The 11690-nt window shown below is 63.6% G+C and carries 13 protein-coding genes; 5 read left to right on the top strand and 8 right to left on the bottom strand.

Annotated elements, in window-relative coordinates:
• Positions 1-22: 22 nt before the first annotated feature.
• The gene (locus AC3WWH_RS17420; RefSeq protein ID WP_058320780.1) at positions 23-691 is read left to right on the top strand and encodes an HAD family hydrolase; all 669 of its coding nucleotides are present in this window, start codon (positions 23-25) and stop codon (positions 689-691) included.
• 29 nt (positions 692-720) lie between these two features.
• A complete protein-coding gene (locus AC3WWH_RS17415; RefSeq protein WP_058320781.1) occupies positions 721-2304 on the top strand; it encodes an FGGY-family carbohydrate kinase in 1584 nt (527 codons plus the stop codon).
• 475 nt (positions 2305-2779) lie between these two features.
• Here the strand turns inward: AC3WWH_RS17415 and AC3WWH_RS17410 are convergent, their stop codons facing one another.
• Positions 2780-3574 (bottom strand): response regulator, encoded by a 795-nt coding sequence (locus AC3WWH_RS17410; protein ID WP_057249067.1) that lies wholly within the window; start codon positions 3572-3574, stop codon positions 2780-2782.
• A 135-nt stretch (positions 3575-3709) separates the two neighbouring features.
• Here AC3WWH_RS17410 and AC3WWH_RS17405 point away from each other — a divergent pair, with 135 nt between their 5' ends.
• The 3 genes from AC3WWH_RS17405 (at position 3710) to AC3WWH_RS17395 (ending at position 6182) form a co-directional block, all read left to right on the top strand.
• Entirely contained in the window at positions 3710-3904 is a 195-nt protein-coding gene (locus AC3WWH_RS17405; RefSeq protein WP_058320782.1) for a NepR family anti-sigma factor, read from the top strand.
• Between the two features lie 8 nt (positions 3905-3912).
• Positions 3913-4467 (top strand): RNA polymerase sigma factor, encoded by a 555-nt coding sequence (locus AC3WWH_RS17400; RefSeq protein WP_057249069.1) that lies wholly within the window; start codon positions 3913-3915, stop codon positions 4465-4467.
• 212 nt (positions 4468-4679) lie between these two features.
• Entirely contained in the window at positions 4680-6182 is a 1503-nt protein-coding gene (locus AC3WWH_RS17395) for a sensor histidine kinase (RefSeq protein WP_058320783.1), read from the top strand.
• Between the two features lie 43 nt (positions 6183-6225).
• Here AC3WWH_RS17395 and AC3WWH_RS17390 read toward each other — a convergent pair whose 3' ends face one another.
• The 7 genes from AC3WWH_RS17390 to hemP all read right to left on the bottom strand — a co-directional run bounded on the left by AC3WWH_RS17390 (position 6226) and on the right by hemP (position 11484).
• A complete protein-coding gene (locus AC3WWH_RS17390; RefSeq protein ID WP_058320784.1) occupies positions 6226-6657 on the bottom strand; it encodes a hypothetical protein in 432 nt (143 codons plus the stop codon).
• 129 nt (positions 6658-6786) lie between these two features.
• Complete coding sequence (locus AC3WWH_RS17385) at positions 6787-7155, bottom strand: ElaB/YgaM/YqjD family protein (RefSeq protein WP_058320785.1); 369 nt, start codon at positions 7153-7155, stop codon at positions 6787-6789.
• Between the two features lie 201 nt (positions 7156-7356).
• Positions 7357-8148, bottom strand: coding sequence for a heme ABC transporter ATP-binding protein (locus tag AC3WWH_RS17380; RefSeq protein ID WP_058320786.1), 792 nt, complete (start codon positions 8146-8148; stop codon positions 7357-7359).
• Positions 8149-8156: 8 nt separating this feature from the next.
• On the bottom strand, positions 8157-9275 hold the full coding sequence (locus AC3WWH_RS17375) for a FecCD family ABC transporter permease (protein ID WP_058320787.1): 1119 nt from the start codon (positions 9273-9275) through the stop codon (positions 8157-8159).
• The gene (locus AC3WWH_RS17370; RefSeq protein ID WP_058320788.1) at positions 9262-10212 is read right to left on the bottom strand and encodes a heme/hemin ABC transporter substrate-binding protein; all 951 of its coding nucleotides are present in this window, start codon (positions 10210-10212) and stop codon (positions 9262-9264) included. The genes AC3WWH_RS17375 and AC3WWH_RS17370 overlap by 14 nt, the downstream gene beginning before the upstream one ends.
• Positions 10213-10232: 20 nt before the next feature.
• Positions 10233-11294: a hemin-degrading factor gene (locus AC3WWH_RS17365; protein WP_492377122.1), complete on the bottom strand. Its 1062-nt coding sequence runs from the start codon at positions 11292-11294 to the stop codon at positions 10233-10235.
• A gap of 10 nt (positions 11295-11304) precedes the next feature.
• A complete protein-coding gene (hemP, locus tag AC3WWH_RS17360; protein ID WP_176907420.1) occupies positions 11305-11484 on the bottom strand; it encodes a hemin uptake protein HemP in 180 nt (59 codons plus the stop codon).
• Between the last annotated feature and the right edge of the window lie 206 nt (positions 11485-11690).

Here is an 11690-nt window from a genome sequence, read left to right as displayed (position 1 = left end):
GCGCTGTAAGGGGTAGGGTGCGATGGCGGACGCTGCGTCCAGGCTGGTGATTTTCGATTGCGACGGCGTGCTTGTCGATAGCGAGCCGATCTCGCTGGAAGTGCTCGTGGACGTGCTCTCGGCCGCTGGCGTTCCGATGACCGCCGAGGAAGCGACGGAGCGATTTCTCGGGCGTAGCCTGAAAAGCATGTCGGCGATCCTCCACGACGAATATGGTCTCGCCACCGACGATGCCTTCCTCGAGGGCATGCGCCTTCGTCTTTATCAGCGGTTTCGCACCGAATTGCAGCCGATTGCAGGAATTCGCGAAGCGGTCGAAGGGCTCGAGGGCGCGTGCTGCGTCGCCTCGTCCAGCCAGCCGGAACGCATCCGCCTGTCGCTAACCGTCACCGGGCTTATCGACCTCTTCGAGCCCAATATCTTCTCCGCCACCATGGTGAAACATGGCAAGCCGGCGCCTGATCTCTTCCTGCATGCGAGCCGCGAAATGGGTTTCGCGCCCAGGGATTGCGTCGTCGTCGAGGACAGTCCGGCGGGTATCGAAGCGGCGAAGGCGGCGGGCATGCGGGTCTTCGCCTTTGCCGGCGGCAGCCATGCCCGATCCGACAGGCACCGCCAAAGTCTCGCGAATCTCGGTCCCGACGTGCTGTTTGACGACATGGGCGAATTGTTACAGTTTGTCCGCCGATAGCAGGGACAAGAGGGGCGGGACTTTCATTGATGCGTGAATTCGTCGTTGCGGTCGATGTCGGCACCGGCAGTGCGCGCGCCGGTATCTTTGACCGGAAGGGCACGCTGCTTGCGCGTGCCGATTTGCCCATCGCTATGAACCGGCCGGAAGAAAACCACGCCGAACACGATTCCGAAGATATCTGGCGTGCCGTCTGCGGTGCGGTCCAGGCGGCCAAGGACAAGGCCGGGATCGCCGCTGAAAGCGTTGCCGCGATCGGCTTCGACGCCACCTGCTCGTTGGTGGTGCGCGACCGCGAAGGCGAGCCGCTATCCGTCAACCGCAAGGGCGAGGCGCGCTGGGACACGATCGTCTGGCTCGACCATCGGGCGCTCGCCGAGGCAGATTTCTGCACGGCGACCGGCCATCCGGTGCTCGACTTCTCCGGCCGCGTCATGTCGCCGGAAATGGAAATGCCAAAGCTGATGTGGCTGAAGCGCAATCTGCCGCAACAATGGCAGAAGGCGGGTTTCTTCTTCGATCTGGCCGACTATCTTTCCTGGCGGGCGACGGGGAGCGCTGCGCGTTCGCGCTGCACGCTGACGGCGAAGTGGAATTATCTGGCGCATGAGAAGCGCGGCTGGCAGCCGGACTATCTCGAAAAGATCGGGCTTGAAGATCTCATCGAAAGCGGCGGGTTGCCGGAAGAGACACTGCCGATCGGAAGCTCGGTCGGTCATTTGAGCGCTGCGGCCGCCGCAGAGCTTGGGCTCGACGAAGCCTGCCAGGTGGCGCCGGGCCTGATTGACGCCTATGCCGGTGCGCTTGGTGTCGTCGGCGGGTTCATCGGGAAGCCGGAGAAGCTTGAAAAACAACTCGCGCTGATCGCCGGTACATCGAGCTGCATCGTCGCCTTTTCCAAGGACATGAAGCCGGGCTTCGGCATGTGGGGCCCCTATTACGAAGCGGTTCTTCCGGGCGCCTGGCTGATCGAGGGCGGGCAATCGGCGACAGGTGCGCTGCTCGACCATATCGTGCGGCTGCATGGCGGCGGCCTTGAACCGACGGCCGAGACCCACGGCCGGATCATCGCCCGGGTGCAGGAACTGCGCGCCGAACAGGGCGCCGCTTTTGCCGATCGCCTGCATGTGCTTCCTGATTTCCATGGCAACCGCTCGCCGCTCGCTGACCCGCACGGGCTCGGGGTTATCAGCGGCTTGCCGCTCGATTCCTCCTTCGATGCGCTCTGCCGTCTCTACTGGCGCACCTGCGTCGCGATCGCGCTCGGCATCCGTCACATCCTGGAGATGATGCGGGAGGTCGGCTACCAGCTCGACACGCTGCACGTCACCGGCGGCCACGTGCGCAACGCGCTTCTGATGGAGCTCTACTGCGATGTCACCGGCTGCCGTGTGGTTGCGCCGCAGGCGCCGGACGCGGTGTTGCTCGGTACGGCGATGGCGGCTGCGGTTGCCGGCGGCATCCACCGGGATCTCGCCGCCGCAGGGGCAGGAATGGCGTCGGAGGGGCACGAGCGCCTGCCGAATACAAGTGTTCGCGGCACCTATGACCGCGATTACCGCCGCTTCCTGGCGCTCTACCGCCATCGTGATGAACTCGACAAGATGCAGTGAAGCGGTAGGCCGAGGCGGTCAGGGCGGGCGTTTGGAACCTTTTGCCCCGTCGCGCATTCTGCTTGCGACCGGACGGTGGCGCGCATAGCCCCCAATGCCGCGCCGGAGGCAGACCGCCGGCCTACAACTCACACTCCCCGAGTGAGTTGCACATACCAGCCAGTGCCTTCCCTCGGCACTGGCTGTCGTGTTTCCGGGGTAAGCCAAAGAGATGCTGCGGGAAATGTGAAACGGCGGGATGAGGCCGGTTGACATGAAGTCGCGCCGGCGAGTGTGCCTCCGCGCGAATATCGGGAACTGGCGGAAATATCGGGAACGGCTGGGAAAGCCGGTCATTATTTCGCCGCTTCGACGAAACGGTAAAATGGACTACGGCGTCGCGGCCCTTTGTGACGCGCGACGCTGTAGCACATTGAATGACCTGCATGTTCTTGCCTTTGACCGGCTGCGGTCAAAGGAAACATGCAGGTTGCACTCAGGCCGCCGCCTTGGTCGATTCGTTGAAGAACAACGCCTGACTGATCAGTGCCTTGACCATATCCGGGTTGAACGGCTTGGTGACCAGGAAGGTCGGTTCCGGCCGCTCGCCAGTCAGGAGCCGTTCCGGGAAAGCGGTGATGAAGATCACCGGAATGGCGCTCGTCTTCAGGATGTCGTTGACCGCGTCGATGCCCGAGCTGCCGTCGGCGAGCTGGATATCGGCAAGCACCATGCTTGGCCGCGTCCTCTTGTAGAGGGCGATCGCTTCGTCGCGCGTCCGGGCGATGCCGGTGACCCGATGGCCGAGGCTCTCGACCATCTGTTCGATATCGATGGCGATCAGCGGTTCGTCCTCGATGATCATGATATCGGTCGCGACCTGGCGCGAAATTTCCTGCGAGGCGCGGTCGAGCAGGCTGCCGACCTTATCGGTGGACACGTCGAGAACCTCGGCGGCTTCCTCGGGACGGAAACCTTCGACCGAGACCAGCAGGAAGGCCTGGCGGGCAAGGGGCGAAACGGTTGCGAGATTGATCGATGCGCGCTGTTCCCAGGCAAAAGGCGAGATCGGTTCCGGCACAAGCACGGACGAGGAACCGAAAAGTGAGGTGAAGAGCCGGAACAGGCCAACGCGATCATTGCTCGCTTCCGGGAAAATCGACGTGTCGGCGATCAGCGCTTCGAGAACGGCAGCGACATAGGCGTCGCCTGATGTCTGCGAGCCGGTCAGCGCGCGCGAATAGCGGCGCAGATACGGCAGAAGCGGTGCTATCCGCGTGGACAATGTCATAGGGGAACTCCCTCGGGTATCTTTCTACGGTGACGTTGCGAGAACGCCGGACGTAAAAAAAGGTTCCGCGAGGGAACATTTCAATTTTCTGCTGCGTTATGGCGGCTATGGACACTCGAAGGCGACAGTTTGACAATGAAATATAAAACAGGGGCAGGGCGGACTACCGGCACGACCTTATGGACAGAAGACCCAAATGCGCAGATCGCAGCAAAGCTGAAAGCGCTTTATCAGTCCGTGCAGGAAGAGGCGATACCCGCGCGTTTTCTCGATCTTCTGGAAAAGCTCGACGCAGCCGAGCAGCAATCGGCGCTGCAGGGCAGGGAGTAAGTGCCAGAATGTCGTCCGAAAAAAATGATTTCAAGCGAGAGATGCTTGCCGCCTTGCCGAGCCTGCGTGCCTTCGCCATGTCGTTGATCGGTCGCCACGACCGTGCCGACGATCTGGTGCAGGACACGATCATGAAGGCCTGGGCGAAGCAGGACCATTTCGAGATGGGCACCAATATGAAGGCCTGGCTCTTCACGATCCTGCGCAACGAGCTCTACAGCCAGATGCGCAAGCGCGGGCGCGAGGTGCAGGACACCGACGGTCACTTCACCGAGTCGCTGGCCCATCATCCCGAGCAATACGGCTCGCTCGACCTGCAGGATTTCCGGCGCGCGCTCGAGATGCTGCCGCCGGACCAGCGCGAAGCGATCATCCTGGTCGGAGCTTCCGGCTTCTCCTACGAGGAGGCGGCGACGATCTGCGGCTGTGCCCTTGGCACGATCAAGAGCCGGGTCAACCGCGCGCGTCAGCGGCTGCAGGATATCCTGCAGGTGAAGGGTGAAAACGACTACGGGCCGGATGAAACCTCGGCTCCGATCACGTCGCGGGCCTTCATCTCCTGAGGGAAGAATTTCGGGCAGGACACCGTTGCAAAAGTGGCGGTGTCCTGCTTTCACTGGCGGCTTGAGCCCAAGGGGGACACGCCGTGACGGCTGGCATCGACTGACGAATGCGCAGTGATGACGATTTTGGGGCGAGACGCTCCAGAATCGAGCGGGATGCGGGTGGATCGCCAGGGCTTCCTCATCTCGTTCAGATTGAGAATTGAGACCGTATGCACGTGAGGACAGAGAAAACGGACCCGCCCGTGACGAAGCTGCTCGACGCGCCCGAGCGTCTTGGCGTTCTGCATGCGACCGTCCCCGACATGGCCATCCCGGATCGGGATTTCGACGGGATCGTCGAAATTGCTGCCGGGCTTTTCGACGCTCAGATCGCACTGGTGACGCTGATCGACCGCGAATGGCAGTGGTTCAAGGCGGCTGTCGGCACCGATGAGACCCGTGCCCCATCCGAAGACGCGTTTTGCCCGCATGTGACCGCTGCGGCCGACTCCAGCCTCGTCGTGCTCGACGCTTCGACCGATCCGCGGTTCGCGCGTCACCGACAGGTCAAGGGGCCGCCATTTCTGCGCTTCTATGCCGGTGCGCCGATCGTGCTCGACGGGCAGGCAGTGGGCACGGTTTGTGTGTTCGACGACAAGCCGCGCGCTGAGGTGTCGCAACCGCTCATCCACCAATTATGCCGGCTTGCCGCGCTCGCAGCCTCGCTCTTCAAGGTCAAGGACGAAGCCCGTCGGCGCGCTCTAAAGGAGGCGGCGTTGTCGCGCGAGGAGCAGCGGCACGCGATGGCGCTCGAAGCGGCCAACATCGGCAGCTGGCTTTGGGATATCCGCTCAGGTGCGATCGCCGGCAACAGCGCATTGAAACGTATGTTCGGACTTTCGGCCGAGCGTTCGGTTGGCGTCCGGGACATCTTCGGCGCGATCCACGTCGACGACCGCGGCGCGACTTTCGCCAAGCTTCGCCAGGCGATGAAGGCTGACGATGAATATGACGGCATGTTCCGCATTGGCGATACCGGTCGCTGGCTGCTTGGCCGCGGCCGCGTGCACGACCGTGACGGCAAGGGCAATCCGCTTACGTTCATCGGCGTGACGATCGATGTCACCGACCAGCAGGCTTCGGCGCAGCGCACTCGGCTCCTGCTCAAGGAGCTCAATCATCGGGTCAAGAACACACTGGCCATGCTGCAATCGCTTGCGCGCCAGACGCTTCGCCAGACGAGCGACCCGGCCGAATTCATGACCGCGTTTGCCGGCCGCTTGCAGGCGATCTCCGAGGCGCATGGTCTGCTCTCTGATCACGAGTGGGGCACCATCCGGCTTGCCGACCTGATCGCCAAGCAACTGCTGCCGCATGTGAGCGCCTATGCGGACCAGATCGAACTGCACAAGGACGAAGTGTCGCTTGGTCCCGACCAGGCCGTCGGCCTCGGGCTGGTCCTGCACGAGCTTGCAACCAACGCCGTGAAATACGGATCGCTGTCGGTGCCGAAAGGCAAGGTGGTATTGACGGCGCGAAACGTCGTCGAAGACGGCGACACCGTTCTTCATCTCACCTGGACCGAGGTTGGTGGGCCGCCGGTGCGCGAGCCAAAGCGGCGCGGCTTCGGCTCCATCCTCATCGAGCGCAGCCTCGACAAGGTGCTGGGTAGTTCGGTGAAGGTGGAGTATCTCCCCGCCGGGGTCACGGCGCTGATCCGGTTGCCGCTCTAACGGGATCGCACCCGCCATTGAGACGACTGGCTTGCTGCGTGCATCAGTCGTCGTGTTTGCGTCCGCGTCGCTTGCCGGCGCCGAGAAGCGCGCCGATCGCAACAGCCGTCGCGACGGCGAGAAGCGGCTGTTTGCGCAGGATGCCGGCGGCCGCGAGCAGGGTCAGATTGGTCTGCATTTGCGTGCGACGGCGGCGTTCTTCCTGGCGCCGCCGGTCACGGTTCTGCAGAGAGATGAGGATGCCAACCAGCACCAGCGCGGTGGCGACAAGCGCCCCGGCGATTGCAGCCGCGGCCGCGACCGGGGAATAGCGCGCGCTGAGATAAAGAAAGGCGGCGGCTAGCGCGAAGACATAGGCGGTGACGAGCAACAGCCCTATGACGCTCCATAGGGCTGCGTTGCGCTTCACACGAGAGGCGGCGGCGCTGATATCGGCGGCCAAGAGGCTGGCCAGGGCGGCCGTCAATGGTCCCATGCGTTACTCCCCGTCGTGATAGGGCCTCTTAGGCTAGGTCGGGATACGGGCGGAAAACCTATATGCTTTTTCTCATCTCGTTCGAAACCGCGAGCCGTTGCCCGCGGGTCCGGTTCGACCGACCGCAAGTCAGCGCCGAAGCAGCGCCGCCACCGCGAGCCCAATCAGGGCGGCGGCGCCGAGCGTGGCGAGGGGATGCTCGCGAATGGCGTGGCGGACCTGTTTTTCTGTGCCGGCATAACGGTCGCGAAGTTCGGCCAGCAGGTCTTCGCCGCTTGCCAGCAATTCGCTGATGCCGGCTTCGGCCTGTTCACGGGCGTCCTGTGCCTTGCCACGTGCCTGCTTTGAGGCGGCCGCTCCACGATCGGCCAGCAATGCGACGAGCGTTGCCACATCACTGCGCAACTCGCCCAGTTGTTCTTCGATGGAGATATCGGCGAGCTTGCCGTTGCTTTTTGTCGATCGCGAGCTCGAGCCGGAGAAGAGGCTAGGCGCCATGATGGATACTCCCTTTCACGCATGCGCCGGCCGCGAACGGTCGGCGCTGTCTGACGGTACCGGCGGGCACAACTAGAGGCCCTTGCCGGCGCTTCGGGAGAACAACGCACAAGTGCGGAAATTGTTTCGATAAATCTTGGTGTTGACGCTTGAGAAATCCGGACGCCCCAACAGGCATCTACCGGATCCGCGGGCGTGGCGTCAGAGCGATGCTGTCTGCGGCAGGACGAACGGAACGTGCGGCGCCGGTGCGACACCCACCTGCATGCGGCAGCCGAAGACGGCTTCCATCGTCTCGTCGGTCAGGACCTCGCGAGGTGCACCGCTGGCGCGGACCTTGCCGGCCTTCATCATCACCATTCGGTCAGCGAACATGGCCGTCAGGTTGAGGTCGTGCATCACTGCGACGACCCCCCCGCCGCGCTCGCAGAACTTGCGGGCGAGCTGCATGATCCCGAGCTGGTGGCGGATATCGAGGCTCGAAACGGGTTCGTCGAGCAGCAGGTAGCGCGGCTCGCCGTCGATGAACGGATCGGTGATCTGGCAGAGGACGCGGGCAAGCTGCACGCGCTGCTGCTCGCCGCCTGACAGTTCCTGGTAGAAGCGTCCGACAAAGCCGGCCAGATCCACCGCTTCCAACGCCTCGGCCGTGACCCGGTCGTGCACGGCGGGATCCACATTGGCACCGGCGGCAAGACCCAATCTCACGACCTCGCGCACGGTGAAGGGGAAGGAGATGACCGTAGACTGGGGCAGCACGCCGCGCATCAGCGCGAGCTCCCATGGCTTCAGCCCGCGCAGGTCGCGGCCATTGATGCGGATCGTTCCGCTCGACGGCGACAGCTCCCCGGAGATCGCCTTCAGCGTCGTGGTCTTGCCGGAGCCGTTCGGGCCGACGATGGCGGTCAGTGCGCCGGGCAGCGCCTCGAGCGAGACGCCGTGGATGACAGGTCGCCCGCCAAGGCGAACGGAGAGATTGGAAACGTTGATCATGGTTTCGCTCAGAGTCCCATGTTCGAACGGCCGCGCAGCAGGATCCAGAGGAAGAACGGCGCGCCGATAAAGGCGGTAACGATGCCGATCGGCAGTTCCGCCGGAGAGACAATGGTGCGGGCGATCATGTCGGCGAGGATCAACAGCGTGCCGCCGAGCAGCGCCGAGGCGGGCAGCAGGTAGCGATGATCGGGGCCGATGACGAGACGCAGCAGGTGCGGAACCACGATCCCGACGAAGCCGATGCCCCCGCTGACCGCAACGGATGCGCCGGTTGCCGCGGCGACACTGACGATCGCAATGTTCTTCAGCCGCTGGACGGGAATGCCCATATGGAAGGCGGCGGCTTCGCCGAGCGTGATGGCATTCAGCCCGCGCGCCAGGAAAGGGGTAACGGCGAGCGAAGCGGCGATGATCGGCGCTGCAGCCAGGATCTTTGTCCAGTTGGCGCCGGCGAGCGAACCGAGCCCCCAGAAGGTCAGGTCGCGCAATTGCTTGTCGTCGGCTCTGAAGACGAGAACGCCGGTGACCGCACCGGTCAGCGCGCCGAGCGCAATGCCGGCAAGCAGCAGCGTGGCAATCGACGTCTGGCCGCCGCGGGTGGCGATACGGTAGAGCAGCAGCGTCGTGACGAGGCCGCCGACGAAGGCTGCTACCGGCAACGCATAGAAGCCGAACAGCGCGAAGAGCGGCCCGAAGGCGGCGGTTCCAAGCACGATCAGCAGCACGGCGCCGAGGCTCGCGCCTGAGGACACACCGACGAGGCCGGGATCGGCCAGCGGATTGCGGAAAAGGCCCTGCATGACGACGCCGGAAACCGCGAGCGAAGCGCCGACGAGCATGCCGAGCACGGCGCGCGGCAGGCGGATATCGAGAATGATGATGCGGTCGCGGATGCTCAGGGCCTGATCGGCCTCACCCATCAGCCAGCGCCAGACGTTGGCGAGCGATGCATCGGCGGCACCGGTCATGATCGAGCCGACGAAGGTCGCGACCGCAAGCGCGATGAGGGCGACGATGACGAGACGTGCCAGCCGGGACCGGTTGCCCGAGCGCCACTCGTTGCGGATATCGGCGGCAAAAGCGGTCAGGCGCATGCCGCGGGCCAATGCCTCACTGCGAGGCATTGGCCTTCTTCCCGTAGATTGCGGCATTCAGTTCGCGGACGGCGCTTGCGGTGCGCGGGCCGAAGCCGAGCAGGTGCAGGCCGTCCATGCGGATCAGCGCCTTGTTCTTGGCGGCAGGGGTAAGGCTGAGCGCCGGCAGGGCGAAGAGTTCGTCCGCCTCGGCGGAATGTTCGCCGCCGCGGTCCATCATCAGGACGACATCTGGCTTGGCCTCGATTATCGCCTCGTCGGTCAGGGCCTTGTAGCCGGGGAAGGTGCCGACCGCGTTGATGGCGCCCGAGAGCTCGATGATGCCGTTGGCCGCGGTTCCCTGTCCCGATGCCATGACCTTGCCGCCCTGCGTGCTCAGGATGAAGAGCACACGCTTGCGTTCGGCTTCCGGACGGGCGGCATTCTCGGAGACTGCCGCATCGAGATCGGCTTCGACGCTCTTTGCCAGGGTTTCGGCCTTTTCCTCGACACCGAGGAAGGTGCCGACCGCACGGATCTTGGCGGGGATGCCGGCCTTGTCAAAGGCCTCGGGCACGCTGGTAAAGGCGATGTTCGCTTCCTTTAGCACCGCCAACGCCTCCGGCGGACCGCTGCCTTCGACGGCGATGATTGCGCTCGGGTTGGCAGCGATGATGCCTTCCGGTGCGAGCTGGCGCATGTAGCCGACATCCGGCAGCGCCTTTGCCGCTTCCGGATAGGTGCTGGTGGAATCGCGACCGACGAGGCGACCTTCCTCGCCGAGCGCATAGATGATCTCGGTTATCGCTCCGCCGACCGATACGACGCGCGAGACGTCGGCCTTCTGCATGTCCTCGGCCATCGCCGGCCGGATGAAGGAGGGGGCACCGGGTGCCACCGCTGGCAACAGGAAGGGAGCCGAAAGCGCGAAGGCGGCGAGCGCCAGTTCCCAGCGGCGAAGGCGACGGAAGTCGAGACCCTTGATCATCTGAGTGTCCTATCCTGTCCTCAGGCGGCGACAGTCGTGTCGAGACGCGGCAGGCCTTCGGCGATGGAGCGCCATTCCGGCCGTTCCGCGAGACCCTCTTTCCGCTTGCCGAAGAACTGGATGATCATCTCGCCCTTGGCGTCGAGCGCCTCGATCGAAGTGACATGGCCGTCGGCCGTCGGCTTGCGTACGGCCCAGAGTTCGGCGATGTGATCGGTGCGCAGATGCAGATGGAAAGTCGGGTCCATGACGTTCAGCCACGGGCCCATCGGCGCGATCTTGGCAATCGGACCGGAATGGATCTGGATCATGCCGCGGTTGCCGACAAAGCACATGATCGGCAGTTCGATTTCGGCGCTCGCGCGCATCATCGCTTCGATGCTGGAGGGGTCGAGCTGCCAGGCGAAATCCTCGCCGATGTTGCTGAGCGCCTGGCGACGGCCGATCTTCAGCTTGCGCAGCATGCCGTGGAACTGGTGCGTGTCCGTCATCTTCGTCCAGCGGTCGCGCAGTTCGACGACATCGACCACGGTTTCCGGCTTGTCGTCGGCTGCCGGCACGCTCACGTCGGCGCTGAAGTCCTGCGTCTGGTCGGCAAGGCGGAAGTCCGAGACGATCTTGTCATAGGCCGCAACATCCGATTCCGGGCGCAGATGCACCTTGTGCACGGCATTGCCCCACTTGTCGAAGAACTGCAGGCTCTTGCGGGCTTCACCCTGATCGTCGGTCTTCGTCACGGCGAAAGCGTGTGCCCAGGCGCTCGGGAAGACCCGGAGGTCGATCTGCTCGCCGAGCACGATGCTCGCCATCTCGCCGGTGGTGATCTTCTCGTAAACGCCGATCTTCTCGTGGACCGCGCTTTCGTTGCGGGTCAGCGCCATGACTTCGCCGAGTTCCTCGACGCGCGACAGGAAGCGGTTGGCGTCGGCATCGATGCGCACGGCGGTCAGCCCATATTCGGCAGCAACGAGAGCGGCTTCGGAAACACCGAGCTGGGCTGCGATATCACGCTCGCGCATCTTCGGGTTTTCTGCGCGGTAGGCGCGGATCTCGGAAGGAGTGGGGCGGAGGCTCTCGGTCATTTTCATCTGCCTATTTGTTCAGGATCAGTTTGCCTTGGCGGGTGATCTTCATGCGGTAGATCGCGCCGTCGTGGGAAATGAGGATCTCGTTTTCGCTGCCGAAAAGTTCGCGACTTTCGATAATCCGCTGCGCGCGCCCGGCCTGGATCGGCGGCTCGGATGGGCGTGCAAGGTCACTGTCGTTGGTCACTGCGTTTGGCCGTTTCGAGAGGGCAGGCCGCGCTGTTTTTCCAGCATTTCCTGCCGTGCAATTCGTTTACTATCTTGACTTCATTACTCATATTTATTTATGGACGCAATACCGGACTTCTGCACTCAAGTTAGTTATTGCCGGCTTGTGGACAAGGGCGTGCGGGTCTCGTTCGGTGGTTCGCTGCAACCTTTGGGGTGATGTCG

It is taken from the genome of Ensifer sp. EB106-03-01-XG145 (genome assembly GCF_058792075.1).
The sequence above is the reverse complement of the archived record's forward strand: the minus strand, read 5'-3'. Positions and strand labels throughout refer to the sequence as shown.